The sequence below is a fragment of the Acinetobacter sp. YH01024 genome (assembly GCF_013420195.1).
Classification (GTDB): Bacteria; Pseudomonadota; Gammaproteobacteria; order Pseudomonadales; family Moraxellaceae; genus Acinetobacter; species Acinetobacter amyesii.
In genome coordinates this window covers 1-25,761 of sequence record NZ_VOYQ01000047.1, presented here as the reverse complement: position 1 = coordinate 25,761, position 25,761 = coordinate 1, and the positions used below count along the sequence as shown (strand labels likewise).

At 36.9% G+C, this 25,761-nt stretch carries 27 protein-coding genes, 6 pseudogenes and 1 other annotated feature; of the genes and pseudogenes, 13 read left to right on the top strand and 20 right to left on the bottom strand.

What is annotated here, in order from left to right:
• Positions 1-87: pseudogene (locus tag FTT88_RS14715) on the top strand (ABC transporter ATP-binding protein); the annotation flags it as partial.
• Positions 88-343: 256 nt separating this feature from the next.
• Here the strand turns inward: FTT88_RS14715 and FTT88_RS14710 are convergent.
• On the bottom strand, positions 344-655 hold the full coding sequence (locus FTT88_RS14710; RefSeq protein ID WP_004984482.1) for a metalloregulator ArsR/SmtB family transcription factor: 312 nt from the start codon (positions 653-655) through the stop codon (positions 344-346).
• A gap of 120 nt (positions 656-775) precedes the next feature.
• Between FTT88_RS14710 and FTT88_RS14705 the strand changes: the two genes are divergently transcribed.
• The 8 genes from FTT88_RS14705 to FTT88_RS14670 all read left to right on the top strand — a co-directional run bounded on the left by FTT88_RS14705 (position 776) and on the right by FTT88_RS14670 (position 5,674).
• Positions 776-1,192 carry a YeeE/YedE family protein gene (locus tag FTT88_RS14705; protein WP_121594791.1) on the top strand — a complete coding sequence of 139 codons (417 nt, stop codon included), beginning with the start codon at positions 776-778 and terminating at the stop codon, positions 1,190-1,192.
• A 1-nt stretch (position 1,193) separates the two neighbouring features.
• Entirely contained in the window at positions 1,194-1,610 is a 417-nt protein-coding gene (locus tag FTT88_RS14700) for a DUF6691 family protein (protein WP_180174072.1), read from the top strand.
• A 2-nt stretch (positions 1,611-1,612) separates the two neighbouring features.
• Positions 1,613-2,485, top strand: a complete 873-nt coding sequence (locus FTT88_RS14695; protein ID WP_130116370.1) for an MBL fold metallo-hydrolase — start codon at positions 1,613-1,615, stop codon at positions 2,483-2,485.
• 65 nt (positions 2,486-2,550) lie between these two features.
• Entirely contained in the window at positions 2,551-3,333 is a 783-nt protein-coding gene (locus FTT88_RS14690; RefSeq protein WP_117008074.1) for a sulfite exporter TauE/SafE family protein, read from the top strand.
• Positions 3,334-3,433: 100 nt separating this feature from the next.
• The gene (locus FTT88_RS14685) at positions 3,434-3,829 is read left to right on the top strand and encodes a rhodanese-like domain-containing protein (RefSeq protein ID WP_004988491.1); all 396 of its coding nucleotides are present in this window, start codon (positions 3,434-3,436) and stop codon (positions 3,827-3,829) included.
• A 55-nt stretch (positions 3,830-3,884) separates the two neighbouring features.
• Positions 3,885-4,220, top strand: coding sequence for a carboxymuconolactone decarboxylase family protein (locus tag FTT88_RS14680; RefSeq protein WP_004988488.1), 336 nt, complete (start codon positions 3,885-3,887; stop codon positions 4,218-4,220).
• Between the two features lie 24 nt (positions 4,221-4,244).
• The gene (locus FTT88_RS14675) at positions 4,245-4,865 is read left to right on the top strand and encodes a methyltransferase domain-containing protein (protein WP_180174071.1); all 621 of its coding nucleotides are present in this window, start codon (positions 4,245-4,247) and stop codon (positions 4,863-4,865) included.
• Between the two features lie 62 nt (positions 4,866-4,927).
• Positions 4,928-5,674, top strand: a complete 747-nt coding sequence (locus tag FTT88_RS14670) for an SDR family NAD(P)-dependent oxidoreductase (protein WP_257232185.1) — start codon at positions 4,928-4,930, stop codon at positions 5,672-5,674.
• 78 nt (positions 5,675-5,752) lie between these two features.
• On the opposite strand, the gene FTT88_RS14665 is transcribed toward FTT88_RS14670, so the two are convergent.
• The 5 genes from FTT88_RS14665 to FTT88_RS14645 form a co-directional block, all read right to left on the bottom strand.
• On the bottom strand, positions 5,753-6,061 hold the full coding sequence (locus tag FTT88_RS14665) for a NifB/NifX family molybdenum-iron cluster-binding protein (RefSeq protein WP_067665588.1): 309 nt from the start codon (positions 6,059-6,061) through the stop codon (positions 5,753-5,755).
• Positions 6,062-6,166: 105 nt separating this feature from the next.
• Positions 6,167-6,424 carry a DNA-binding transcriptional regulator gene (locus tag FTT88_RS14660; RefSeq protein ID WP_081406743.1) on the bottom strand — a complete coding sequence of 86 codons (258 nt, stop codon included), beginning with the start codon at positions 6,422-6,424 and terminating at the stop codon, positions 6,167-6,169.
• 143 nt (positions 6,425-6,567) lie between these two features.
• Positions 6,568-7,572: a cytochrome d ubiquinol oxidase subunit II gene (gene cydB / locus FTT88_RS14655; protein WP_180174070.1), complete on the bottom strand. Its 1,005-nt coding sequence runs from the start codon at positions 7,570-7,572 to the stop codon at positions 6,568-6,570.
• Entirely contained in the window at positions 7,569-9,002 is a 1,434-nt protein-coding gene (locus tag FTT88_RS14650; protein ID WP_180174069.1) for a cytochrome ubiquinol oxidase subunit I, read from the bottom strand. The genes cydB and FTT88_RS14650 overlap by 4 nt, the downstream gene beginning before the upstream one ends.
• A gap of 152 nt (positions 9,003-9,154) precedes the next feature.
• Complete coding sequence (locus FTT88_RS14645; RefSeq protein ID WP_180174074.1) at positions 9,155-9,622, bottom strand: DUF2946 family protein; 468 nt, start codon at positions 9,620-9,622, stop codon at positions 9,155-9,157.
• 169 nt (positions 9,623-9,791) lie between these two features.
• Here FTT88_RS14645 and FTT88_RS14640 point away from each other — a divergent pair.
• Positions 9,792-9,902: pseudogene (locus tag FTT88_RS14640) on the top strand (IS701 family transposase); the annotation flags it as partial.
• A gap of 2 nt (positions 9,903-9,904) precedes the next feature.
• Here the strand turns inward: FTT88_RS14640 and FTT88_RS14635 are convergent.
• The 7 genes and pseudogenes from FTT88_RS14635 to FTT88_RS14605 form a co-directional block, all read right to left on the bottom strand.
• The gene (locus FTT88_RS14635; protein WP_180174068.1) at positions 9,905-11,164 is read right to left on the bottom strand and encodes a type II toxin-antitoxin system HipA family toxin; all 1,260 of its coding nucleotides are present in this window, start codon (positions 11,162-11,164) and stop codon (positions 9,905-9,907) included.
• 4 nt (positions 11,165-11,168) lie between these two features.
• The gene (locus tag FTT88_RS14630; protein WP_180174067.1) at positions 11,169-11,471 is read right to left on the bottom strand and encodes a helix-turn-helix transcriptional regulator; all 303 of its coding nucleotides are present in this window, start codon (positions 11,469-11,471) and stop codon (positions 11,169-11,171) included.
• 318 nt (positions 11,472-11,789) lie between these two features.
• Positions 11,790-12,050, bottom strand: coding sequence for a helix-turn-helix domain-containing protein (locus FTT88_RS14625; protein WP_180174066.1), 261 nt, complete (start codon positions 12,048-12,050; stop codon positions 11,790-11,792).
• A gap of 395 nt (positions 12,051-12,445) precedes the next feature.
• Entirely contained in the window at positions 12,446-13,786 is a 1,341-nt protein-coding gene (locus FTT88_RS14620) for an ISNCY family transposase (protein WP_180174065.1), read from the bottom strand.
• 280 nt (positions 13,787-14,066) lie between these two features.
• Positions 14,067-15,130 (bottom strand): annotated as a pseudogene (locus FTT88_RS14615) (IS3 family transposase); the annotation flags it as partial.
• Positions 14,883-15,000, bottom strand: a sequence feature (AL1L pseudoknot). (Overlaps the previous pseudogene by 118 nt.)
• A 226-nt stretch (positions 15,131-15,356) precedes the next feature.
• Positions 15,357-16,721, bottom strand: coding sequence for an NAD(P)-binding domain-containing protein (locus tag FTT88_RS14610; protein ID WP_180036244.1), 1,365 nt, complete (start codon positions 16,719-16,721; stop codon positions 15,357-15,359).
• 647 nt (positions 16,722-17,368) lie between these two features.
• Positions 17,369-17,563, bottom strand: coding sequence for a hypothetical protein (locus FTT88_RS14605; protein ID WP_180174064.1), 195 nt, complete (start codon positions 17,561-17,563; stop codon positions 17,369-17,371).
• A gap of 634 nt (positions 17,564-18,197) precedes the next feature.
• Between FTT88_RS14605 and FTT88_RS14600 the strand changes: the two genes are divergently transcribed.
• Positions 18,198-19,148 (top strand): SUMF1/EgtB/PvdO family nonheme iron enzyme, encoded by a 951-nt coding sequence (locus FTT88_RS14600; RefSeq protein ID WP_180174063.1) that lies wholly within the window; start codon positions 18,198-18,200, stop codon positions 19,146-19,148.
• Positions 19,149-19,168: 20 nt separating this feature from the next.
• On the opposite strand, the gene FTT88_RS14595 is transcribed toward FTT88_RS14600, so the two are convergent.
• Positions 19,169-19,501, bottom strand: a complete 333-nt coding sequence (locus FTT88_RS14595; protein ID WP_180174062.1) for a hypothetical protein — start codon at positions 19,499-19,501, stop codon at positions 19,169-19,171.
• A gap of 411 nt (positions 19,502-19,912) precedes the next feature.
• Here FTT88_RS14595 and FTT88_RS14590 point away from each other — a divergent pair.
• A pseudogene (locus FTT88_RS14590) lies at positions 19,913-20,879 on the top strand (formylglycine-generating enzyme family protein).
• A 158-nt stretch (positions 20,880-21,037) separates the two neighbouring features.
• Positions 21,038-21,115 (top strand): annotated as a pseudogene (locus FTT88_RS17400) (hypothetical protein); the annotation flags it as partial.
• A 90-nt stretch (positions 21,116-21,205) separates the two neighbouring features.
• On the opposite strand, the gene FTT88_RS14585 reads toward FTT88_RS17400, so the two are convergent.
• From FTT88_RS14585 to FTT88_RS14560, 6 genes and pseudogenes are all read right to left on the bottom strand, one after another.
• A complete protein-coding gene (locus FTT88_RS14585; RefSeq protein WP_257233090.1) occupies positions 21,206-21,982 on the bottom strand; it encodes a putative type VI secretion system effector in 777 nt (258 codons plus the stop codon).
• On the bottom strand, positions 21,963-22,745 hold the full coding sequence (locus FTT88_RS14580; protein WP_180174061.1) for a putative type VI secretion system effector: 783 nt from the start codon (positions 22,743-22,745) through the stop codon (positions 21,963-21,965). Before FTT88_RS14580 ends, FTT88_RS14585 begins: the two co-directional genes overlap by 20 nt.
• A gap of 409 nt (positions 22,746-23,154) precedes the next feature.
• The gene (locus FTT88_RS14575; protein WP_180036158.1) at positions 23,155-23,628 is read right to left on the bottom strand and encodes a hypothetical protein; all 474 of its coding nucleotides are present in this window, start codon (positions 23,626-23,628) and stop codon (positions 23,155-23,157) included.
• Between the two features lie 386 nt (positions 23,629-24,014).
• Positions 24,015-24,362, bottom strand: a pseudogene (locus tag FTT88_RS14570) (RHS repeat-associated core domain-containing protein); the annotation flags it as partial.
• A 121-nt stretch (positions 24,363-24,483) separates the two neighbouring features.
• The gene (locus FTT88_RS14565) at positions 24,484-24,741 is read right to left on the bottom strand and encodes a hypothetical protein (protein WP_180036159.1); all 258 of its coding nucleotides are present in this window, start codon (positions 24,739-24,741) and stop codon (positions 24,484-24,486) included.
• A 189-nt stretch (positions 24,742-24,930) separates the two neighbouring features.
• A partial coding sequence (locus tag FTT88_RS14560) for an IS5 family transposase (protein WP_180174060.1) occupies positions 24,931-25,761 on the bottom strand: 831 nt, incomplete at its 5' end.

Here is a 25,761-nt window from a genome sequence, read left to right as displayed (position 1 = left end):
GATCCTAGATTATCGGCGACCTGTGATCGAACCATTAATTTGGTGGATGGGAGAATTCAGAGTGATTCCAAACACGAGATGGAATGAGCCGGAATGTAGATCACTCTTCTGGTAAAAGCAGTTCAAAACATTGAGTAGACATCAAAATTCTAGCACGATATAAGAACAAACTTGTAAATCGATAAATTATAACCCTGTGTAATTTGAATAAAATATTTTTCAGATTTAGTTCACTAAATCTAATCTAGAGAAAAAATGAGTACAAGATTTTTCAATATTAAGAGTATTAAAAAAATAAAGGTTTACTGCTTCTGATCATTTCTTTTTGGCTGTACTAAGCGGATTAATTCGCACAATACAGCTCGTACAGCTTTTGCATCAAACTTAAGACCTTGGGATCACTCAGACGATAGAAAATCTGTTTACCCTCACGTCGTGTGCTGACCATGTCAGCCTTACGTAGGACAGTCAGTTGTTGTGAAAGTGTAGGTTGATGAATGTCAGTGGATTCTTCAATTTCCTGAACATTCATTTCCCCATCCACCAGGACACATAAGATTTTCAGGCGATCAGGATTGGCCAAAACTTTCAGGCATTGGCTGACGAAATCGACTTGAGAAAAATCAATTTTGGCATTTTCAGCAATCATATCCATAAATGTCCTCACAACTTTTGATGTAGCCCGTGCAGTTTACATAATTTACCATAAAACTGCTTGATTAATATTTTTTATTATATAATATAAAAAAGTATAGTGTATAGAGATTGATTCATCATGCATGACTTCCTCATCGCATTTATTGGCGGTTTAATACTCGGACTTTCCGTGGTTGGCTATCTTTACGTCAATGGCCGTATTGCGGGAATCAGTGGTTTGATTGGGCAAGTATTAAACTCAAAAACCAGGTTTAAAACGCCTGCAATCTGGTTTTTATCAGGCTTGATCATTACACCGTTTATTTATGGTCTATTTGTACAACCTGAAATCGAATTGAATGCCAGCCCACTGATGATGATTGTGGCAGGTCTACTGGTGGGTTTTGGGACACGTCTGGGTTCGGGTTGTACCAGTGGTCATGGAATTTGTGGCATCAGTCGCCTGTCTAAGCGTTCTATCATCGCGACCATGACTTTTATGTTTGCAGGTTTTGTCACCGTTTATATTATCCGTCATATCACAGGAGCATTCTAAAATGAAAAATCTGTTTGCCTTTTTATTTGGTGCACTGTTCTCTGTGGGGCTGATGGTATCGGGTATGTCCAATCCGGAAAAAGTACTCGATTTCTTGGATCTGTTTGGTGACTGGGATGCTAGTCTGGCCTTTGTCATGATGGGCGCGATTGCGGTGGCCTTTATTCCTTTCCAGAAAGTATTACGTACGGCACAACCGAAAACAGTATTTAATGAACCTATTGATTTACCTAAAAATAATCAGATAAATAAGAATCTGATTACGGGTGCGGTTTTATTTGGTACAGGTTGGGGCATTGCCGGCATCTGTCCGGCACCAAGTTTTACCTTGATCGGTTTGGGCCACTATCAAGTGCTCTATTTTATTGTAGCAATGCTGGTGGGTGTATGGATTCACCGTAAATGGTCAGGAGCTTAACGATGTCAAACTTACCTATAGTAAAAGATTTTTTTCACGAAGATACCAATACCTTCAGTTATGTTGTACGTGATCCTGCGACCAAAGCCTGCGCCATTATTGATAGCGTTCTGGATTATGATCCGGCATCAGCAAGTACATCAACTATTCATGCCGATAAAATTATTGCCTATATTAAAGAGCAGGGTTTAACGGTTGAGTGGATTCTCGAAACCCATGTACATGCTGATCATCTGACTGCTGCACAATATCTCAAAGCTGAGTTAAGTGGCAAAATTGCCATGAGCCAGAAAATTGGCATTGTACAGGAAACCTTTGGTGCGATTTATCATCTGGATATTAAACAATGGAATGCCCAGCAGCTCTTTGATTATTTATTTGAAGATCATGAGTCGTTCCAAATCGGAACATTGAAAGCCTATAACATTCCAACACCGGGACATACGCCTGCTTGCCTGAGTTATGTCATGGGTGATGCCGTGTTTGTGGGTGATACCTTATTCATGCCAGATTATGGAACAGCGCGCTGTGATTTCCCGAAGGGAAGCGCATCAATCCTTTTTGATTCAATACAAAGTTTGTATCAACTGCCTGAGAAAACACGTGTATTTCTCTGCCATGATTATTTGCCAGAAAAGCGCGATACCTATATGTGTGAAACGGATATTCAGACTCAAAAAAATCAGAATATCCATATTCACGACGGCACGACCAAAGATGATTTTGTTGAAATGCGTAATAAGCGCGATGCGGGTTTAAGTATGCCCAAACTGATTTTACCTTCGATACAGATCAATATGAAAGCAGGACAATTCCCTGAACCCGAAGAGAATGGTGTTTCTTATTTAAAACTTCCACTGAATTACTTCAAATAGGCAAATTTTAAGATTAAACAACAAGTTTTGTTTAATTGGTTTGGTAATAGAGGGGGGCACTAGCGATGTGGATGCTAATACTTGAAGGACTGGCCATCGGTGGTTTGCTTGGGTTAACCGGTGCTGGTGGTGGCATTCTGGCCGTACCCGCACTGATGGCAAGTCAAGGATGGACGGTCGCACAAGCTGCACCTGTTGGCTTGCTTGCAGTCACTTTATCTGCCTTGGTTGGAACATTTGAAGGCTTATTTAAGAAGATAGTACGCTATCGGGCTGCGCTTTGGATTGCACTGATTAGCATTCCTTCAGCACGTTATGGTGTGCATCTGGGAGGAATAATTTCTCCTGTATGGCTTACCTTAGCATTCAGTTTAGTCATGCTCGTGGTTGCTTACCGGATTTTTTTTAAAAAAGTGAATGACCATACAGGTGTGCTGTGTAAAGTTAACCAAACAACTGGTCGTCTGATTTGGAACATGAAAACTGCATTGTCTCTCGGTGCCATTGGTGTCGTGGCAGGTTTATTGACTGGTTTGCTTGGGGTAGGTGGGGGATTCGTGATTGTTCCAGTACTGAGTAAAGTAACTGATCTTGATATGCGCAGTATTGTTGCGACCTCGTTGATGATTATTTTCCTGATAGGTGGTGTCAGCATTTCAGCTCATATTTTAGATGGTTTTCAATACCCCGTTTCGGTCACGCTGACTTTCGTTTTAGCTTGCATGGCTGGGATGTTGATTGGTCGAAGTTTGATGCCTTTAGTTAAGAATAGTCAAATCCAAAAGGTTTTTGCCATAACTGTCATAAGCGTAGCATTTTATTTAATTTCTACAGTCATCATAACTTAATACAAGCAAGAGATTAGAGCCAAATTTAAAAACTGCATTTTAAAGACATGAATATTTAATCAGAGACCAGATTTCTAAAGATCGGAAGAGGTAAAGAGTAATGAAAACAGCAGAACAATTAATTTCAATGGCAAAAAACCGAATTCAAGAAGTGACGGTAGACGGCTTACTTGAAGCCATGAAAAACCATAAAACCATTCTGATTGATGTTCGGGAACCGGATGAATTTCAGGCGGCAGCGATAGACCGAGCCGTGAATTATCCTCGTGGTGTTTTAGAAATGAGAATTCACCAGCATCCTGTGGCGAGCCATCATTGCGATACCTTGCAAGCACTAGAATATCTTAAAGATCAGCCGATTTATTTGATTTGTGGGACGGGTGGCCGATCAGCTCTGGCTACAGATACTTTACAGAATATGGGATTTACTCAGGTGAAATCTGTTCAGGGTGGATTCCAAGCATGGCTAGAGCAGGGTTATCCAGTAGAGAAATAACTAGATTTCTATTTTAAGTCTAACTTAAGTTTATGGACATTCAAGTGAGAAAATCATGAAGTACAAAGAATTAACTCAAAATATTTCAGGCAGTTTAAAGACATTAGCGCAGGATTCTCCTGATTTAATGAAAAGTTTTAATCAATTGTCACAAGTTGCAATGCGAGATGGTGTTATTGATCCTAAAACAAAAGAACTGATTGCCTTAGCGATTGGTGTTGCAGCACGATGTGATGGATGTATCGGTTTTCATGTCAGAACCCTAGTCAAAATGGGAATGACATTGCAAGAATTAGAGGAAGTGCTTGGTGTTGCAGTTTATATGGGGGGCGGTCCTTCATTGATGTATGCCGCTAATGCATTGGAAGCATTTAAAGAATTCACAGCTTAATTTTTTCAATCATTGGGAAAAGATATGAATCAGCATTGGGATAATCTTTATTCGCAAACACAGGATCTGTATGGCATTTCGCCCAATCATTTTATTCAACAGATAGCAGATCAGATTCCAATTGTGGGAAAAACTCTTGCTATAGCAGAGGGTGAGGGGAGGAATATCCTTTATTTGGCTAATAAAGCGAAACAGCAAAATGATTCATTTTCAGCAGAAATATGGGATTACTCAAAAGTTGCTATGCAACACTTATCTACAAAAGCCCAGCAAGCTGGTTTTGAATTCACACTTAGAAATATTGATCTCAATGATGTCGAATGGCCAAGAGAGTGTTATCAAAATGTGATATGTGTGTATGGGCATTTTGATGAAAATACTCAATTCAATGTTCTCTCTGGGATACGTCAAGCATTGACAAACAATGGCTGGTTTATTGGAGAGCTTTATTCTAAAGAGCAGATTGATTATCAAACCGGTGGTCCGAAAGATATTAACTATTTGTACGATCCAATGTCGTTTCTTTCAGTATTTAAAAATGATCATCTTTATCATTTTTATGTGGGAGAACAAGAACGTCATGAAGGCAAGTTACATAACGGAAAATGTCATGTAGTTCAATTTGCAATTCAAGTGCAGAAATAGGGTCTAAAACGTTTCAAGCACGAGTATGGCTCACATGCTCATTTTATAAAAAAGAGAGGTTTATGATGTCAACACGTTTTAATAATAAAGTGGCTTTAGTTACAGGTGCAGGTTCGGGTATTGGGCGAAGTACAGCGCTGCTTCTTGCTCAACAAGGGGCAAAAGTTGTTGTTTCAGATATTAATCTTGATGCGGCTGAGAAAGTTGCAGCTGAAATTATAGCTGCTAGCGGCCATGCTGTTGCGAATAAAACAGATACATCTCATCCAGAAGAAATGAAGCAAGCTGTTGACTTTGCCGTGGAAAGCTTTGGGGCTCTGCATTTAGCATTTAATAATGCAGGTATTTTAGGTGAAGTCAATCCGATTGCTGAGTTGAGTATAGAGGCTTGGCGTAGAGTCATCGATATTAATTTGAATGCTGTTTTCTATGGGCTGCATTATCAGATTCCAGCAATACTTAAGTCAGGTGGGGGAGCGATTGTTAATACCGCATCAATCTTAGGTTTAGTCGGGACAAAGAACATTTCAGGATATGTTGCGGCGAAACATGGTGTGACTGGTCTGACAAAGACTGCATCATTGGAGTACGCTGATCAAGGTATACGCATTAATTCAGTCCACCCTGGTTATATTCAAACCCCATTAATTGGAGAATTTGAGGAATCAGAATTAGTGAAACTTCATCCATTTGGCCGATTGGGTAAACCAGAAGAAGTTGCTCAAGTAGTGGCTTTTTTATTATCTGATGAAGCTTCATTTGTGACCGGCAGTCAATATACTGTTGATGGTTCTTATACTTCACAATAATAAATGAAATAAGAAAACCCTGCATCTGCAGGCTTTTCTTATTTTGTTCATGATAAATTACAGCTTCCATCCAGAATTTTATTTGGCTGAAATTAAATTACCGATAAATTGTTCTGGTTCAATTTCTGCTGTTACCATGACATGGACACCAATATTTCTGAGTTTTTCTCGTAATTGATCGCCCATTCCCGTAGTTACGAATATATCCATAGGCAGCAGTTTTTCGAGTACTTCACCAGACTGCGAAAAGGATTGCTCCTTTTCAACTTCAATAAGTTGTTTATCAGTCACTTCTCTATCTTTTAATTCATATTTCCAGAATTTCCGACATTTTCCCGCATGGGGAGTAATATGACGTCGGTTTTGTGATGTAATAACAATTACCATAAATATTTCTCCAAACCGATACGACCACTTTTTATGGTTATGTATCGGTTCATAATGATTTATAAGTTACTAATAAAAGCTATTCACAAATCTAGCTAATTGTTTTCAAGAAAGATTTTCCAATACAAACTGAGGTGACTTTATAAACAGTTTGATTAAAGCTTGCGCCGAACTTGAAGGATGCCGAACACCTCTTTCCCAACTTTCTAGCGTTCTTGGGGATATGCCAAGTTTAGATGCTAACTGTTGTTGAGAGATATTCATTTTTTTACGTGCCTTAATGATTTCCTGAGCTAATGTTAAATTAACGATATATGGGAAATCATGATTAAAATTCACATGGTGCTGTTGAAGTAGATGCATAAATACCCTCTTCTTTCTAAGGACCTAATAAGCAAGTTGAAGTAAGAATCTAAAGCTCATAGCAATGACCAATAAACTTAAGAAACCGACTAGCCATAACAATATGAACCATTGAAATTTAGATAATTTCATTAGGAATTCCTTTAATGATAACCTTCATCCCCAACACGAACTTTATCTCTAAATACCCAGTATGAAAGGGCGGTATAGACCAGTATGATTGGAATCAAGATCAGTGCCCCAATCAGTGCGAAAAGCTGGCTATTGGCAGGTGCAGCAGCATCCCAAATGGTAATTGAGGGCGGTATAATGTAAGGAAAAATACTGATACAGAATCCTGAGTACGCCAGAAATACGAGTCCTAAGGTATATAAAAAGGGCATAGCTTCATTTTGTTTAATACATGAGCGCACCGCTAAAACTGTACAAACTAGAACAAGCAAAGGGACTGGGCTAAAATAAATCAATTGAGTGGGATTAAACCAGCGCTCAGCAATTTGTGGATGTGCAATTGGCGTATAGATGCTGACAGCAATAAAAATAACCAATAAGCCAATCAAAAGCTTGGGCATTAATTTATACATATACTTTTGTAGTACGTCATCAGTCTTCATGATGAGCCAACCACATCCCAATGCTGCATAAACGACTACAACACCCAAACCTGTAAATAATGAAAATGGTGTTAACCAGTCAAAGCCACCACCAGCGTAACGATTATCAACAATATCAATACCCTGAATATAAGCACCTAAGATTACACCTTGTAAGAAACTGGCAACAATAGAGCCCCAAATAAACGCATTATCCCAAATGTACTTTGTTCGAGTAGCTTTGAAACGAAACTCAAAAGCCACGCCTCTAAAAATCAAAGCTATTACCATCAAGATGATAGGTAAATATAAGGCTGACAGAACCGCTGAATAGACAATAGGGAAAGCAGCAAAAAGACCAGCACCTCCTAAAACCATCCATGTTTCATTACCATCCCAAACGGGGGCAACGGTGTTCATCATGACATCACGTTCTTGCTGATTTTTAATAAAGGGGAATAAAATCCCTATCCCTAAATCAAAGCCATCAAGTACAACGTAAATAAAAACACCAACTGCAATAATGACAATCCAGATTAAAGATAAATCAATCATGAAGATGCTCCTTGATCCTGATCATCAATTTTTTCATCAATGGCACTCAGAGGTCGCATTGGTGTTTTGAAATGACCAACGCCTCCAATTTCTTCTGGTGCGTTATGTAAAAACTCAGGTCCTTTATGCATGAGTTTGAGCATGTAATAAATGCCCACACCAAAGACAATAAAATACACGATCACAAAAATAATCAGCGTTAATCCAACCTGTTCTGCCGAAACAGGAGAAAGAGCATCTTTTGTCCTCATAACGCCATAGATAATCCATGGCTGACGTCCTACTTCTGTGGTGAACCAACCAGCGAGTAATGCGATGAAGCCTGAAGGGCCCATAAGGATTGCAAAGCGATGAAACCACTTACTCTCATAGAGGCTGCCTTTCTTTCTGAGCCATAGGGCAGTGATTGCAAGGAAGAGCATAAGCATTCCAAGCCCAACCATAATACGGAAACTCCAAAATACGATTGTTGAATTTGGACGATCTTCAGGCGCAAAGTCTTTTAATCCTTTCACTGTCCCATTCATTGAATGGGTCAAAATTAGGCTTCCTAAATGTGGAATTGCAATCGCATATTTCGTGCGTTCTTCTTGCATATCAGGAATACCAAATAAATATAAGGGCATCCCATGATCATGGTTTGTTTCCCAATGGCCTTCCATAGCAGCAAGTTTGGCTGGTTGATGTTTTAGGGTATTTAAACCATGGGCATCACCGATAAACACTTGGAGGGGAGCTAAAATGAGGATTAACCAAAGTGCCATAGAAAATGATGTTTTGACTAATGCATCTCTACGGCCTTTGAGTAAGTGCCAAGCAGCAGTAGCAGCAACAAGAAGAGCTGCCACTAAAAAGGCTGCAAGTGCCATATGGAATAAGCGATAGATAAAAGACGGGTTAAAAACAATAGCAAACCAATCTTGAGGTACTACAATTCCATTTTCAATGGTGAAGCCTTGAGGGGTCTGCATCCAACTGTTTGAAGACAAAATCCAGAACATTGAAATACATGTGCCGATGGCGACCATCAGTGTGGCAAAAAAGTGTGCTTTTTTGCCGACTCGACCCCATCCAAAAAGCATGATGCCTAAAAATCCAGCCTCTAAGAAGAAAGCACTTAGAACTTCATAACTTAGTAAGGGGCCTGTAATGCCTCCTGCAAATCGAGAAAACTCACTCCAGTTTGTACCAAACTGATAGCTCATCACGACACCAGAAACGACACCCATGCCGAATGATAATGCAAATACTTTCACCCAGAATTTGAATAAGTCATGATAAATAGAATCGTTTGTTCTAAGCCATCGCCATTCTAAAACAGCAAGAAAACTTGCCAGCCCAATAGAAATCGCAGGGAAAATAATATGAAATGACACAGTGAATGCAAACTGAATACGTGCTAACTCAAGTGCCGTAAAACCTAAGGTCATAGCAGCTCTCCACATCCGAAGCATGCTCTAGACTGCATATGCTCTGATATGAGTGTGCCTACACAGATACGTGCATTTTTAAAAAGTAAAAACATAGCGATTAGTCTCTTCAACTAATTAAATTTCAAAACAATAAGGAATTGCCAATAAATTTAGACAGCAAAAGAGACAGGAGGTGCTCGACCTTGAGGGATCAGAAATAATTGTTTTAAAAGAAAGAAGATATGAAAGAAAGCTTCTTTAAAAGCTAATAGCCGAACTTGAATTCTCACGACTACTTCTTTAACACCCATGTCTGGTAGTGGAACGACATGTGCGTAAACTAGACAGTACTGACATTGATGATTTGCATCGTGATGATGGCTAGATGAAGCTTTTTGTTTGAGATATGAATAATTAAGCTTTTCAGTATCATGATTAGCTAAATCCAACTCTTGATGAGAGTGATTATGCGTAGAATGATTTGAGCTATGCTCATGGTGAGAAGTATCTAATTGAAGTGCATGGACAATAGTTTCACAGACAGGAGAAATTTGATATTTCTCTGGAAGTAAAGGCTGTAGAAAAACAGCAATCTGTAACAAGATTGCAGAGAATGCTAGCAATCTTCCTAAAACCATGATCACTTAGATGGTCTCAATTATCCAAGTAAGGAAAATGGATTGTAGCAGAATATATATTTATTAAAAGTACATTGTATTAAATTGAAAGACTAGGACTTACGCATTGACGGATTCAAAAAAGTATTAAAATACTTTATAAAGTATTAAAATACTTTATAAAGTATCTGTGATCAGACGAATTAAACATGCTTCTACAGCAATTTGTACTCTACCCATTTATATGGGCTTTCTCATGACAGAACCGAACTCTATTAGCTGCACACAACTTGCCGAGACTATTTAGTGCAATAAATTGATATTATGCTCAATCCTATTTTGGATCATTTGGATAGTCTCTGCTTGAATTTGTCCAGGTAATAGATCATGAGCGATATTGCTGAATCGGATTGCAACCTTACAAATCGAACTAATAGTTTCATCGACTTCTTGGGCAGAAAGTTCAGCTTCCTGAGTACCAAGTTTTACAAGAGCTTGTCGAGGAATATCCAGTGCCTCACCCATGATATCCATTTGATGATATCCACCTGGCCCTTCACAGAAAGTAACATCATAGGCAGGGGAGAGTTTCCATTGCCCATTTTGGGACATCAGAAATGAAAAGTTTTTGCAATGATCATCTCGATTATTGAAGACTACATTGAAAACAGCTCGCTTGAATGCAATTGCTTTTTCGCGAACATCATTGGTGCAAAAGTGTGCAGCGCGAAGAAAGTTACTGTAGTCTAAACTCCCTGGTGATTTAAAATCAGCTCCGGTGAAGGCCGCTAAACTTTGCATAGGGATACGCATGCCATCGCGGCGGTCAAATCTCTTTGATGCAAATGCGGTTAATCCATTCGGAAGAGTAAAATATTGAGTGTCAGGGGTATCAATATGACAATGACGCAAACATTCTGCATAAACAGCTTCAATTGCACAAACTTCAGGATGCTCTTGCTGAGCGGGAAATTTGATCAGCCAAGCTTCATGTTGATGTGAGCTAACTGTTGAGAATTCGTTGGTGACAGGATCACGATAGATGAGCGCTTTTGGCCTTGCACCTTGTGGAGATCCACCCATAATTAATAAATGCTGTAAAAATTCTGCACCTTCTCCTTTGAGAACTTCCTGAACTTCTTGAGCGAGTTTAATCAGTGGGATATTTTCAGTTAATGCTAACTCAGTTGCTGAAGGTTCAAAGGATAATGCTCCCATCGCATGTGTATTAATATACGTGAGTCTTTCTAATGGCCCAATCCGTGCAGGATTAAATCCATTTTTTTTAAATAAGCGATCCATAAGAAGCATGCCCCAACCATCGGGCAAGGCATCATATATAGGACCTGGCAATCCCATTTGATGTGCAGGAAAGTTCGTTCTTAATGGGTCACCTTTTAACGGGAGTAGGTAAGAGGAAAGTTCTAAACCTTTACTGATCGCTTCTGCACTGTATTCAAAGGCGATTAATGGCCGACCTGTGATTGCGGTTGAGGAGACCAGTGTACCCCAAAGCCAATATTCACCCCATCCATTGTAGTAAACATTAAGTTTTTTGAGCATGGATTTATTTCCTTTTGATACGTTGGCGAGCCGTATTGCTCTCATAGCGGAGAATGTCATCTACACTGTTTAAATGAGGTTTAAAGAGTTCCTCTAATTCTTTTAATCGACCCAGTACCATGGCAACGCGTACTAAATTTTCAAATGAAACATTTCGACCAGCTTCCAAATTAGATACTGTATTTACACCAATACCAGCACGTGTAGCGACGTCTGCCTGAGTCATTTCCAGATAAAGTCGTTCCTTACGAAGCCTTTCACATAATAAAGCAACAACTTCTTCAGGTTTTTTGAATTTTAAATCCATAATATTGGGTCTTATGTCTATATATGTGTATTAAACCACAAAATAATGGAGTTATAAAATAAACCGACTTAGTCGGTAAGGAGGGTACTTTATTGGCCTGATTAGATCCTATTAGATTAAAGAAGTCTAATTAGACATTTACAATCTAATAGAGTCTAACAACTTGCTTTAAGCTCAATCAGTTTCGCGTGGTGTCGCGAGGAACCGTGATTTGCTATCAGTTCAATCTGGAATATCTGACACAAGTGGTCTGGAGTAATGAGGTCGATGGGCAGCGCTTTGCCTTTCTTGATACCTTATTCAGTACCGATTTACAATTTATTCATCATCTTCCGCAATCATTGCTTCAATTTCATCCCAGTGCGGAAATTTATACTTGTTTTTATTCACTTCAAATTGCAGGCCTACTGCATTAAGTATAGATTCAAATATGCTAAATGAGCCTGTAAAGTGGCCATTTTCTATCTCTGAAATTGTTGTTTTATTAACGTTCGTTTTTTCTGAAAGATTTTTCTGTGTATAGCCCAGAGCTTTTCTTGCCAAACGTATTTCTTTACCTATTTCTTCTCTTGAAGCCATATCAATTCTAACCCTAGAAATTTGTTCGCTATATAGCAAACTTTTATAGTGATTTTTGAATACCTTTGAATTTATAGGGTTCGATTTTGCCTTAAATTATTTGAATAGAGCTCATATGTGTATAGGATTTTTAATCCTTTAGAATTAGGCTAGCCTGTCTCTTGATGTAAAATCAATAATACTTGGACATCTATTCTTGTTTTATCTGGACATTTTTTTCTGCTTTAGGGTTAAATGAAACTACACAAAGATGTGGAACTTTGATTAAAGAACAGGCGTGGAACAGTAAAATTCAACAAAAAAGCCGTTCCAGTGCGCTGTTTACTGGAACGGCTTTAGTTAAGATATTGATGCTTATAGGAAAATTCAAGCTGTTATTCCCAAGTAGAAATGTCCTATATGGACATTTCCAAGTCAAGCACAGGATTTAACTTTCTTTGTTCAATATCGGCTTTCTGAGCTTTACGGCTTGGCATATTTTTATTTGTTCTTGAACATTTATTCTGTTTTTCCAATTCTTCATGCTGCTGTTGAATATGTGCCAGAACTGCACCTAACCGTTTATTCTCAACAATCTCATTTTGCTGTAGCCCAGCCAATTTATTAAAGATGCTGTAGTTGAGCTTTCGGCCTTCATGCATGATGGCCACAGTGCCATCCGGGTACTCCAGAAATGAAATGTATTGCCCAACAAGCTTATGATTCAGCTCTATCGGTTCAAGCAGATAAATACACTTGTCATACGTGATGGTTAGGTTCTTCGTGACCTTACGCGGTTCCTGCCAGGTGAATATATCCTCCAGCTCAGCATCAGATTCCGTTAAAGATCGATGCAAGTTCTTTGGGTTTCTCGCACACTTGGTGAACTTCTGGTTGAAATGCTCAATAAAGCAGGGTAACCAGGCATTGGCTTCGGCAATTGAACTGATGCCTTCCAGACGCATCTCTTTGATCAGACGGTCTTGAAGGGTTCTATTCGCGCGTTCTACGCGACCTTTGGCCTGTGGTGAGTTGGCAAAGATAATATCAATGTTTAACTCATTCAGAATCCGGCCAAATTGCGTGATCTTGCTGTCCTGGCTCGATTTCTGGTTCACTCGGAAGACCGAATGTTTATCGCTATAAAAGGCCAGAGGCTTACCGTATTGTTCAATGTAGGCTCGGGTTGAAAGCATATAGTCGAAGGTCGTTTCCGCCTCACAGAAGCGCAGATGTAACAGCTTTCCAGTGGCATCATCGATATACACCAATAAACAGCACTTAGCAGCGCGTCCTTCGAACCAGTCATGATATGAGCCATCAATCTGGATCAGCTCACCGAAGCAATCCCGATTATAACGTGGCTGATATGGACGTTTAAGGCGCTTGGATCGCGGAATCCAGAGGTCATTTGCAGTCATCCAGCGCCGAAGCGTTTCTACCGGAATATTCAGGTCAAATATGCTGCTGAGCTTCTCATGGGCCAAGGTGGGTCCAAATCCCAGCAGATGTTCAGAAATAATGGAAAGACATTTTGATTTTAATAAATCATCATGGCGACGATGGCCAGGTTGACCACGACTGGCATGTGCCATACCTGAGACACCATCTTGATTGAGCTTCTGTAATAACCGGGTAATTTGACGGGTTGAAAGATTGAGGATTTCAGCAGCACGGACTTGTGTAATACGTTGATCTCGAACGTCTTGCAGAACAGCAAGACGTTGAATTTCTTTGTCAGACATAGTGATCAGCATCTATATTTCATATCCAGTCCATGATGGTTAACCCATCATAAACTAGACATTTTTATTAGTGAGAATATAGACATTTTGAATGGGTTCTAACAGACTGATTTCGTATAATATAGATTATGTTAAATTAAGTATACTTGAATATTAGCGTTAGTGTATCAAGCATTAAAATTTAGCGCCTACATTCAAAGGCGCTTTTTTATTAAAACTTAATTTTTTTCACTATAGAGGCTTTCATTAAATTTGAAGCGTACCGGGTTTGTCGGAGACATTTTTATTTAAGTTAGGCCACCTGACCTAACGGGTTAATCTTATCATAGTACATTGCTTCAAACTCAAAAGGAGGTACATAACCCAATGCGCTGTGTACACGCTTTTTGTTAAACCAATCTACCCAATTTAATGTCGCAAGTTGTACATCCGCTAAACCTTGCCAGTCTGCTTTTAAATATTCAATCACCTCTGTTTTGTATAACCCATTCACTGTTTCAGCCAAAGCGTTATCGTATGAATCACCATTTGTACCGACTGACGCTCGTGAATTTGCTGCTTCTAGACGATTGGTATAGCGACTGGAAAGATATTGCACACTTCTATCGGAATGATGAATCACATTCTTTGGCATCCCTCGATCATGCAATGCTTGCTCAAGTGCATCGAGCACCATATCTGTATTCATCCGTGTAGATACTTTCCATCCAACAATTGCTCGTGAGAACACATCAATAATAAAGGCGGTATAGACCCAGCCCGAATGAGTTTGAATATACGTAAAGTTACTCACCTGAGATACCGTCTTGGTAGTCAATCAGGTTTTGAGATTATTCGACCAATAAATAATCTCTTTGATAGGCAGTCAGATGTTTTAAAACGCCATAACACCTTGTATACCTAGCTTCTGTATCAATCGAGCAACTGTACAACGTGCGATAACATAACCTTCACGTTTCAATTGTTGCCAGACCTTAAGCACACCATATCGGCCTGAACTTTCTTTCCAAATTCGTTTAATTTGTTCAGCATGATGCTCATCATGTAGACTTCGTTTCGCTCGATGTTCTGGATTGTCAGCGAGATCTAAAGTTCGTTAATAGGTTGAAGCTGAGATCGGTAAAATCCTACAAATCGCATCAACACCGTATAACACTTTATTATTATGGATGAAATCCATCATTATTTGTGTGGGCGGTCGAGCTCCGCCTGGGCGAAAGCACGCTTTAATTCTTTAATTTCACGTTCCATTTGCTTCATTTTTTCTTGATCAGATATCTGTTGTACTTTAATAGGATTTTGCTGATCTAAATGCTTTTGATGCCAGGCACGAAGTGTTTCAGGAGTACAACCAATCTAACGGATGGCTCTAGTCCTCCTATTTTTCAAGTCAATTTCTTATCCGCGATTCGGGTTATATAGAAACTTTTTAGATGAATATTCAATCTTCTAATATTTTATTAGCAATTTTCAAATGTGATTCTGCACCTTTTAGATAAACTTACTCGTGTATATGAATTTTATCGTATAAAAATGGGAGCAAAGCTCCCATTTGACTTCTAGCTACTTTTCTAAATTTTGGCTAAATAAAATTTTTCTCTTTAGCACCTTCTGAATCTAAATAGTTCTCTAAAGAATCATCGAGAGCTTCTAACCAAGGCGTATGATGTGGTCTTGCCATTTTTCCAGTCATAACTGAACGATACGTTTTATCTCTAAATTCCATAATATTTTCTTTCTTGTGCTTTTTCCATTGCATGAAAATATTATGCACCCCATCAACGTCAAAATTAGGGTAATCTGTTTCACTAATTAAATATTTCACATATTCACCTTGGAAACGTGCTTTCTTTTCATCTGTACTTAGAGCTTTCTCTTCTAAATGCTTCTTCTCAGTATGATGTTGCATTTCCATGATATTTGGCAAAGAAATTTTACCTAATATGATATCTCTAACATACCAAGCTTGGGCATCAAACATATTGAAGGTATACCATTGATCTTGCATACCTAGATAAAATAAACGGGGATTTTTTTCCCATACCACACCTTGGTAAAGATCTAGTGGATATAAACAATTGTGTGTTCTTAAACGCAATTTATCTTCGATAAATGGGAAATGATGAAGATAACCAGTACACAAAATAATCGCATCAACTTTTGCTGAAGTACCATCTCCAAAATAAGCTTTACGTTCATCTACACGTATTAGCTGTTTTTTCTCAGACCAATTTTTCGGCCATCTAAAATCCATCGGTTTGTTACGATAACAACTATAGATTTGCTTTGCGCCATATTTGTAGCATTGTGAACCGATGTCTTCAGCCGAATAGCTACTGCCCACAAGCAGTACCGTTTTATCTGCAAATTCACGGGCATCACGAAAATCATGGGCATGTAAAATACGACCATGAAAACGATCAAAGCCTTTATATACGGGTACTTTTGGTGTCGAAAAGTGCCCTGAGGCTACAATCACATAGTCAAACTCTTCCACATAGTGTCTTTGGTTCTTGTAATCTTCTACTTCAACAGTAAATTTCTTTTTATGTTCATCGTAGCAGACATGCTGCACCGCGGTATTGAATCTGACCAAATGTTTGATCTTGGCTTTTTCCGCACGACCCTTAATATAATCCCACAACACTTCTCTTGGTGGGTAAGAGGCGATGGGCTTTTTAAAATGTTCGTCAAACGTATAATCCGCAAACTCTAATGCTTCTTTTGGCCCATTAGACCACAAGTAACGGTACATACTACTATGAACGGGCTCTCCATTTTCATCTACACCTGTACGCCAAGTATAGTTCCATTGCCCACCCCAATCACTTTGTTTTTCAAAACATATAATTTCGGGAATTTCTAGACCTTTGGCCTTTGCTGATTGGAATGCTCTTAATTGTGCCATGCCACTAGGACCTGAACCAATAATTGCTATTCTAGTCATCGCTATCTCCATTAGTTTTAATAGCTTCGCCTATCTCCAATTTTGATTTTATTTAGGATCGTAAGAATAGTTTATGTACAAACCTAAATTTATAGATTAAGGATAATCCACTCAAAATAGGATGCGAAGTAAAAAAAAATATTGTAGGCTACATTTATATTGGATATATAACATACAGAAAAGAATAAAAACTATATCATAAAAACTCATATAAAAATATAATATAAATAATAATATTAAATATAACAATTTAACTTCTAAATTTTTTTAATTTAATTTTGAATAACCTGAAGATCAGTGTAAAAAATCCTTACAATATAAAGCTTTAATGCAGAAGATTATCAAACAACGTTTCATAGCCTAGAATTTTAATCGTATATTTAACATAAAATCTCTTATGCGAAATTAAAATTGTAACTCCAAAAGGCTTTGTTGCATAAATATGTAAGCATCTGATTTAAATAAATTTAATTTTGGATCAAAAAATAATCAAAACTTTTAAAATCATATAGTTATGAAATCTTTGTGCAACAAAGCCCCTTTACGTAAAAGATAAGTTGAAGCTATTAGCGAGATTCCAAATGCCCCATCAAAAATCTTGCTAGTTTTATTATTTCGATTAAAAGAAATCCAAGCATTTTTAAATTCTAAAGCAGCAAAAATGGTAGCACCACCATATAAACCGAGCGATTCTCGTGGTCCAACCTTTTTAAATATCTTAATTTTGCTGATTCACCAACCTGCAACATTTTCATTTTAAGCTGACGGTCTAACACATCCGCAACCTTGCCAAATGTTGCTGCAATTACTCCAATAAAATTAGTCCCCGTTTGTAAATTCACTCCTGTAACCATGCGTTACGTTGTGCTAAACCATCTAGATGGCCAAACACTACAAATTGGAGAGCGCTTAACCATACGGCGTAGTCATGCTCACCCAGTACAACCAATAGATTTTCCTGAAAGATTTAAAGGGGTAATTAATCCAAACTTTGACAACTCTGTCCGCTGTGTAGTAAACCACACTAAAAAAATTATGTAGTCTCACCCAATACAGCTATATCAAGTTTGATGGAGTTGTATTTCCTGATTTTCAAATAATGCACACGTTAAATGACATTCATTCCCGAGTCGAGACACATGTTTTAAATATATTAATAATGGCATTTTTACATGTTACAAAATACTTGATCTTTACGTCCAAACCACTCATGCTAATTGTCATATCAAACAAACAAGCAGTTCGAGTTGTCCAGTGTAATCCCCCTATAGATCAATATCCCCTTGGTTTCGAGTTAAGTCGAGTTTGAGATAATGCTTGCATGACCTTAATGTAAACTTAAGCTGTTAGACCTATTCAGAGTGGCTCAATAAATAACAAAAACTCTCTTTTTGAGATATTAAATTTTCTTTATCCTTTGATTGTATTTGCTTTATTTTTTGGCAATATTTTAACAACTCTATAATTTTTAAGAATATGATTAATCAAAACCTAGCTCTTATTTTATTATCTACTTTTGCTTTAAGTGCTTGTGCAAAAAGTGCGAATGAGCCACAAACTCCTTCTACTAATCAAAAAAGTGCTTCTCCTGAGCTACAATCCAAAATTCAAAAATTGCTAGAAAAAACCAAGAATAATATGATTTTTGTGGAAGGTGGTACTTTTATGATGGGAGATTTTGATCATTATGACAGCAAGATTGATAGCAAACCAGTTCACAAAGTAATTCTGGATAGCTTTAGCATGTCTGCTTATAAAGCTACTTATGCAGATTTAGACATATACAGCGCTGCAACCAATACCCCTAAAGTAGGCTCAACCGAGTCTCACTCTTCACAATTTAGATATCCTGTTTCTTCTGCAGGTGTTTCTTGGCAAGAGGGACGAAATTATTGCCAATGGTTAGGTACACAACTAAAACTTGACATAGACCTCCCGACCGAAGCTCAGTGGGAATATGCTGCCCGCAATAAAGGCCAAAAGATTCATTTTCCAACCAATACAGGAAAAATCGAAAATGGCGTAAATGTATGGAGTTTTAAACAGCGACAAGCATTATTTCATGAATTTAAGTCTATTGGTGCTGAAATTTCTGTAATAGGCAGATACCCAGCTTCAGCACTAGGTTTTTATGATTTAATTACAGACAACTATGAATGGATGCTTGATTGGTATGCAGCAGATTATTATCAACATTCCCCTGAAAAAAACCCGAAAGGCCCTAAAGCAGGAACTGAGAAAGTCCTCCGTAGTGCTAAACCTCTAGATGGCCAAACCTTGCAGATGGGGGAGGGTTTAACTGTACGGCGTAGTCATACTCACCCTATTCAACCAGTAGATTTCCCTGAAAGATTTAAGGGAGTAATCAATCCAAACTTTGACAACTCTGTACGCTGTGTAGTAAACCAAACTAAAAAAATTATGTAGTCTCACCCAATACAACTCTATCATGTTTGATAGAGTTGTATTTCCTGATTTTCAAATGGCGCTAGAATATCTAAATTTGATGCTAAAATAGCAGTATTGTCTGCATAACTACCCATATAATCTAACTGTTTAAATTGCATATCATCTTGATTTTTTACAATTAAATGATTCAAAGGGTAACCTTGTATCTTTTTTGCCTGTTTACGGTATTTCAGGAAATCTTTTAACCATTGGTTCTCTCGACCACCTGCGTAGTCTTGCCGCGAATTGAGCGCAATAATAATATCTTCAGCAATACTGGCATCTTCACCATAGTTTAAAAAGCGAATAATATCCCCTTCAATTTTTTGCATATTACTTTTGGACTGGGTTTCAGCACGAGGATGCACATGTTAAATGACATTCATCCATTCCTGTGTGGAGATAAAGGTTTTAAATATATTAATAATGGCATTTTTACATATTACAAAATACTTGATCTTTACGTCCAAACCACTCATGCTAATTGTCATATCAAACAAACAAGCAGATCGAGTTGTCCAGTGTAATCCCCCTAGAGATCAATATCCCCTTGGTTTCGAGTTAAGTCGAGTTTGAGATAATGCTTGCATGACCTTGATGTAAACTTAAGCTGTTAGACCTATTCAGAGTGGCTCAATAAATAACAAAAACTCTCTTTTTGAGATATTAAATTTTCTTTATCCCTTGATTGTATTTGCTTTATTTTTTGGCAATATTTTAACAACTCTATAATTTTTAAGAATATGATTAATCAAAACCTAGCTCTTATTTTATTATCTACTTTTGCTTTAAGTGCTTGTGCAAAAAGTGCGAATGAGCCACAAACTCCTTCTACTAATCAAAATAGTGCTTCTCCTGAGCTACAATCCAAAATTCAAAAATTGGTTGAAAAAACCAAAAAAAATATGATTTTTGTGGATGGTGGCACCTTTATGATGGGGGACTTCGGCCCACTCACACGTAAAGATAAACTGCCTATTGTTGGACTTTATGCTGCCATGCCTGCACATAAAGTGACCCTTGATAGCTTTAGTCTAAATGCATATAAAACCACATTCGATGATTTTGATATTTATACAGACAGTTTAGGTTTACCTCGTATAAGTATGGAAAAAATAACTAAAAAGCTACGCCAACCTATGGCACCAGCAGGGATCAGTTGGCAACAGGCATCAGATTATTGTCTATGGTTAGGAAAAACAAGTCGGTATCCCTATGAATTTACCTACTGAAGCCCAATGGGAGTATGCTGCCCGAAATAAAGGACAATATGTCATATATCCTACAGACAATGACAAGTATGAAACAGGTCGTAATGTCTGGAGTGATGAGCAAAGAGATCAAGTCAGTAAAAGTTTAAATTTTAGTGCTACTGTTCCTTTGCTAGGTCATTTCCCACCAACACCTTTAGGGTTCTACGATATGGCAACCGATAACTATGAATGGATGTCCGATTGGTTTGATCCACAGTATTATAAAAACTCACCTGAACTCAATCCACAGGGTCCTAAGTCGGGTAAATTAAAATCCGTAAGGAGTACACGTCAAGAAGGAGCAGCACAAAGTTTAGCTATGGGAGGCAGTGTTACTACGATTTATAGGGATGGAATGGAACAAAATCATCAATCAACTAGCCCCAATGTAAATCCAAATAATAGTACATCTGTGCGCTGCGCTTCCAATTCAGCGAAACCTTTTCCTAAGCAATAAATTTAAATTTTCCAACATCGGATGGCTTATGCCATCCGAGTTTTATCAACATCTTTGTGACTATACATATCCAAATCTAACTCTTCGATTGGTTTGGGTGCTTGTACTAAAAAAACTTTCAGGTTTCTCTAAGCCTTCAGCTATTTGTATTTGTCTAAACTCAGGTGAGTCAATACAATGCTTATGTGACTTTAATGCAGGCGTTGGGTGGTAGCCCGATTCAGCAGTTGCCATAAGTCTAGATGTAAAAAAAGCCCTGAGGGCTTTTTTTGATTCAAGATATCAGAATCTTAGAATGTACCATTTCAATATTTTGCAACTTGCCTTCAATTTTTTTCATTTTTCGTGTCAAAATAGTCTTCAGGAAAAGGGTCTTTTCCTATCAAAACATCTCTATATTTCATCACACTCGGGTAAAAGCCTTCACTATCTATAAGTCTAGATTTATATAAATCTTGTTCCTTTACATCTGAAAAATTTAGCTGTTCAAATACGTTTTCTGAAATTTGTGCTAATTCTCTCAAGTTATTTTTACCCAATAAAAAACAAAACATTAGGAAAAAAGAAAAAAGAAAACTAACTGAATAAAAAATCAAAATATTAAATTTTATTCTATCTGTACTAATATCATCGATATTAAAATATTGAAAAATAATAATAAAACTAAATAAAATACAAAAAACTATAGACATTATGGTCGCAGTTTTAAACAAAGATAAATATGTCTTGTTTTTAGATCTACCCATCTCATATGGCATATGTAACAAACCTTTTTTAGGATCTAAAGCTGCATATACAAAATGGTATCCTTCCTCTTGCTCTTCACTTATGACCATGATTAAAGGTGTATTATTTTTAAACTTTACACCAGTGAACTGACCAACAACGCGAATTCCGTTAACCTCACCTCTAAAAGTCTTTCCGTCTCTACCTTTTGCAGCTAATGCCATAATGGGCGCGTTACTCATTAAGGAAGTACTACCAGCCAGTGTACCAATTAACGAAGTATTCGCAGCATGTTTACCTAAATTACCAATGGACAAAATTTTAGAGTTTTCTACTTCAAGATTATTAATACGACCTTCAATTTTTATCATTTTCATTGTCAAAATAATCCTTTGGATAGGAATCTTTACCAATCAAACTTTTTCTATAATCTAAAACACTGACATGTAAACCTTCTTCATCGATCAGATATGAGTTAAAAAGATTTTGATTTTTAGGTTGTTCAAACTCTAATATTTCAAAAATTTTCTCACTGTATCGACCTAAAAAACCTACATTATCTTTACCAATTAAAAAGCTAAATAGTAGACCAAACGAAAATATAAATGACACTAAATAAGAAATTATTAATTGATTTTTAAAGTCTACGATATCTTTTTCATTATCAGTATTTGAATAACCTACCAAAGCAATGATAGTAAAAAAAAAGCATGAAAATATGCTTAGTACTATTGCCCATTTAAGTAAATGTAAACAATGCTTTTTAAATGAACGCCCAGAATCATACAACATATGAAGAATCCCTTTATTTGGTATTAACACTGCATAAGCTAAATAAAACCCTTTATCTTGCTCTTCACTAATAATGATAACAACTTGATCCCCTTCATTAAATTTTACTGTAGTAAATTGCCCAATAACATCAATCCCATCTATTTTAAAAGTAAAAGTTTTTGCTCTCCTACCTTTTGAAGCGAGAATTAATATTGGGGCTGCACTTAAGAGTGAAGTACTTTCTGTCAATACTCCTAGCAGAGCTGTAGTTGCGACTTGTTTACCAATATTTTTAAAAGGCTGTATAACAGAATCTTCACATTTAAGGCCTTCTATTTTACCCACAATTTTTTTTGCATTAATCATTTATATACTCTGTAAGGCCTCACTAAATGCCTTATCCTCCTCCAATATATTCTTAAATTTACTTTTATCTAAACCAAAAGCTGATTTACTACACCAATTCTCAAGTTCGCTATCAAAAGGCTTTGTTGCACAAAGATTTCATAACTATATGATTTTAAAAGTTTTGATTATTTTTTGATCCAAAATTAAATTTATTTAAATCAGATGCTTACATATTTATGCAACAAAGCCCAGTCATCCTAATGAAATCCATACACTTATAGCCATGTTAAACAAATACACAGAATTAGACCGACCTCATACCCAAGTTAATACTTGAATAAGATTAACTCATGGATAACCTATCTTTAAAATTTTTATCTAATTAATAAAGTCAAATAAACCTATTAAAAAAATTATAAATAAGTTATCACAAATACTCCAACTCTATATTTTCCAATTCATCATTGCGGCAATAATTTACTTTTCCTTCACTATAAGACAAAATGACTAGCCATTTTTTTTGATTAAATGGTAAAACCTCATTACCTGCAAAATTTCTATATTTTTCTTTTTCTGGAAATAGTGCACCCAAATAAATTTTCTCACCAAAACAATATTCAAAAAAATTATTTTTAGCTGATATTTTTCTCCACCCATCTTTTTTTAATTTATTATCAATTTGTGTAAAATCACTTAAAGAAAGGTCAGACTTATTTATTTGAATCACTGAATATTTATTATCAATTTTATCTATTAAGACTTCTTCATTGGGTTTAAAATCTTTAAAGAATTTATAATTAATTGTTTTAAAGTATTCCCCTTCTTTAGTAACTTTTGTATTTATACAAGATACTAATATAAAAATACTCATTAATAATAGAATTAGTTTTGAAATAATCATTTTCTATTAGCCTTATTTAAAAATTCAATTTGATAAATACGCTGACTTGAAATTACACCTTCCGACATATCAATTCTTGGGCTACCGCCACCCATCTCAATTCCAATATAGGCAACCACTTTCTGCTTATTGTTTAACAAACTCAGGTTATTTACATTAACAGTTATTTTTTTTGATTGATGTCAAGCAGATATAAAAGTAAACCTACTCATTAAAAATATAAAAAAATATTTCATAACATTTCCTTTAATCTAAATAAACCTTGTCCACCTAAATCTATTGCATGATAGCCTATTTTTCTTGGTACTTCGGGCAATCTACTTAGCAAACGAAGAAATACTTTATTTATCTGCTAATTCTTCAATTTTTTCATTAGTAGCCGACCATAACCCCATCGGATCAACCCATTGATTCGGGTCTTTTACATACGAAGAATTATTTAAACCACCAAACAATCCTATAGGGTCTTTACTTACATACCTTGCCTTTCGTAATTTTAAAGTAGTGCTTTAAAATTTCTCAGGCTCATAATAACGGCAACGGTTATAATGTAAGCCAGTCTCTCCATCATAATACTGTCCTTGGAAGCGAATACTTGTTTGCTCTAATAAATTGTCACTAGTCTTAATCTCTAAAGCTGTGCCCCATGTATCTTGCTTAATTTCCCATATACATTCACCTAACTCATTTGTTAAAGTCTGCGGTGTTCCAATTTGGTCACAGTGATAAAAGGAATCAGCTAAAGTTTAGCTCTATTTTTACAAGTAACTGTAGATCAAATTTATGTCTTTTGTGCAGTTAATCGGTTCCTTTATGCTTTTAAAACCGTCACACCAAGCGTTTATGTTATTAGTATTATTTTTTAGTGAACCAAGTAAAAAACATAAAAAATAGCCCTCCTATTATTCCTATACCAATGCAAGTAATGAAATATAATATTATCAAATGTGTTTCCATAACTTTATCATTAATAACATCAATCAACATCCCCAAGAGGAAAGCTGATATACCTAAAACTATTCCCTTTATAAAACCTGCTAGATAAGGATAATTTTCAGATTCATAATTGGATATAAAAAATGATAAAATTACTTCAACTAGAATTGTTAACATTTTATTTATCCTGCTTCTTATCATCAGAGGTACTACTATTAATTGCTCTAGATGATGTTTGTTGTAATGCAAATTGATTTGCCCAAATTACTAATCCACCAGTATTTTTCCAGCAATGACTGTAGGCACACCCGTTGGGCTTTGTTGCACAAAGATTTGAAATGCAAAGCGCCCCTAATTGAGCCAAATTTAAGGCGTAACCTGGGTAAGTGGTCGACCTAATTCCGTAAATCTGTTGAGCACTGCTACACGTGCATGAATCTCATTCACTTGGCTATCTAAACTCCTTGCACTGAGTTTATCTCCTAATAATTTAATGCAGTACATCTTAGTTTCAACCAAACTTCGCCGATGATAGCCTGACCATTTTTTCCATAGTGTCCTGCCTGAGAAGCACTGCTTCGCAAGATTAACTGTTCGAAGTAATTCATTTCGCTCTAGCGAGCTACTCTTTTTATCTTTCCATGGTTTCGCATTTTTTCTAGGTGGAATCACCGCATGTGCTTGCCGATCTGCAATGACCTGACGGCATCGTTTTGTGTCATAAGCACCATCTGTATAGACAGAATCGATTTGTTCATCTAAAGGGATTTGAGCAAGTAAATCTTCCAGTACCTGTGAATCACTGACATTATTGGTTGTAAGCTGAACTGCTCGTATTTGTAGGGTTTTAGCATCTATACCAATATGAAGTTTACGCCATTGGCGACGATATTCAGGTCCATGTTTCTTGCGCTTCCATTCGCCCTCACCTAGAAACTTCATGCCTGTAGAGTCTATGAGTAGATGCAGCCCATCGCTACTTTTTTGGTAGCTGATTACAATATCAATATGCTTTTGTCTTCTACAAAGCGTGGTGTAATCTGGAGCTATCCAATTTAATCCGCAAAGTTTAATCAGACTTTGCACAAAGCCAGTAACCATACGTAAAGACAGACGAAATAAGGATTTAATCATTAAGCAGCATTGGATGGCTGCGTCGGAGTAGGTTTGATTTCGCCCTTGTTTGCCTTTTGATGG

Excerpts from the sequence above, each read along its gene's own strand:
- FTT88_RS14595 (WP_180174062.1), bottom strand. The coding sequence starts at position 19,501 with ATGCAAAAAATTGAAGGGGATATTATTCGCTTTTTAAACTATGGTGAA.
- FTT88_RS14635 (WP_180174068.1), bottom strand. The coding sequence starts at position 11,164 with ATGCTCAAAAAACTTAATGTTTACTACAATGGATGGGGTGAATATTGG.
- FTT88_RS14700 (WP_180174072.1), top strand. The coding sequence starts at position 1,194 with ATGAAAAATCTGTTTGCCTTTTTATTTGGTGCACTGTTCTCTGTGGGG.
- FTT88_RS14600 (WP_180174063.1), top strand. The coding sequence starts at position 18,198 with ATGATTAATCAAAACCTAGCTCTTATTTTATTATCTACTTTTGCTTTA.
- FTT88_RS14680 (WP_004988488.1), top strand. The coding sequence starts at position 3,885 with ATGAAGTACAAAGAATTAACTCAAAATATTTCAGGCAGTTTAAAGACA.
- FTT88_RS14645 (WP_180174074.1), bottom strand. The coding sequence starts at position 9,622 with ATGGTTTTAGGAAGATTGCTAGCATTCTCTGCAATCTTGTTACAGATT.
- FTT88_RS14690 (WP_117008074.1), top strand. The coding sequence starts at position 2,551 with ATGTGGATGCTAATACTTGAAGGACTGGCCATCGGTGGTTTGCTTGGG.
- FTT88_RS14660 (WP_081406743.1), bottom strand. The coding sequence starts at position 6,424 with ATGCATCTACTTCAACAGCACCATGTGAATTTTAATCATGATTTCCCA.
- FTT88_RS14670 (WP_257232185.1), top strand. The coding sequence starts at position 4,928 with ATGATGTCAACACGTTTTAATAATAAAGTGGCTTTAGTTACAGGTGCA.
- FTT88_RS14650 (WP_180174069.1), bottom strand. The coding sequence starts at position 9,002 with ATGACCTTAGGTTTTACGGCACTTGAGTTAGCACGTATTCAGTTTGCA.
- FTT88_RS14620 (WP_180174065.1), bottom strand. The coding sequence starts at position 13,786 with ATGCTGATCACTATGTCTGACAAAGAAATTCAACGTCTTGCTGTTCTG.
- FTT88_RS14625 (WP_180174066.1), bottom strand. The coding sequence starts at position 12,050 with ATGGCTTCAAGAGAAGAAATAGGTAAAGAAATACGTTTGGCAAGAAAA.
- FTT88_RS14630 (WP_180174067.1), bottom strand. The coding sequence starts at position 11,471 with ATGGATTTAAAATTCAAAAAACCTGAAGAAGTTGTTGCTTTATTATGT.
- FTT88_RS14685 (WP_004988491.1), top strand. The coding sequence starts at position 3,434 with ATGAAAACAGCAGAACAATTAATTTCAATGGCAAAAAACCGAATTCAA.
- FTT88_RS14610 (WP_180036244.1), bottom strand. The coding sequence starts at position 16,721 with ATGACTAGAATAGCAATTATTGGTTCAGGTCCTAGTGGCATGGCACAA.
- FTT88_RS14580 (WP_180174061.1), bottom strand. The coding sequence starts at position 22,745 with ATGATTAATGCAAAAAAAATTGTGGGTAAAATAGAAGGCCTTAAATGT.
- FTT88_RS14575 (WP_180036158.1), bottom strand. The coding sequence starts at position 23,628 with ATGATTATTTCAAAACTAATTCTATTATTAATGAGTATTTTTATATTA.
- FTT88_RS14675 (WP_180174071.1), top strand. The coding sequence starts at position 4,245 with ATGAATCAGCATTGGGATAATCTTTATTCGCAAACACAGGATCTGTAT.
- FTT88_RS14665 (WP_067665588.1), bottom strand. The coding sequence starts at position 6,061 with ATGGTAATTGTTATTACATCACAAAACCGACGTCATATTACTCCCCAT.
- FTT88_RS14565 (WP_180036159.1), bottom strand. The coding sequence starts at position 24,741 with ATGTTAACAATTCTAGTTGAAGTAATTTTATCATTTTTTATATCCAAT.
- FTT88_RS14710 (WP_004984482.1), bottom strand. The coding sequence starts at position 655 with ATGGATATGATTGCTGAAAATGCCAAAATTGATTTTTCTCAAGTCGAT.
- FTT88_RS14695 (WP_130116370.1), top strand. The coding sequence starts at position 1,613 with ATGTCAAACTTACCTATAGTAAAAGATTTTTTTCACGAAGATACCAAT.
- cydB (WP_180174070.1), bottom strand. The coding sequence starts at position 7,572 with ATGATTGATTTATCTTTAATCTGGATTGTCATTATTGCAGTTGGTGTT.
- FTT88_RS14705 (WP_121594791.1), top strand. The coding sequence starts at position 776 with ATGCATGACTTCCTCATCGCATTTATTGGCGGTTTAATACTCGGACTT.
- FTT88_RS14585 (WP_257233090.1), bottom strand. The coding sequence starts at position 21,982 with ATGAAAATGATAAAAATTGAAGGTCGTATTAATAATCTTGAAGTAGAA.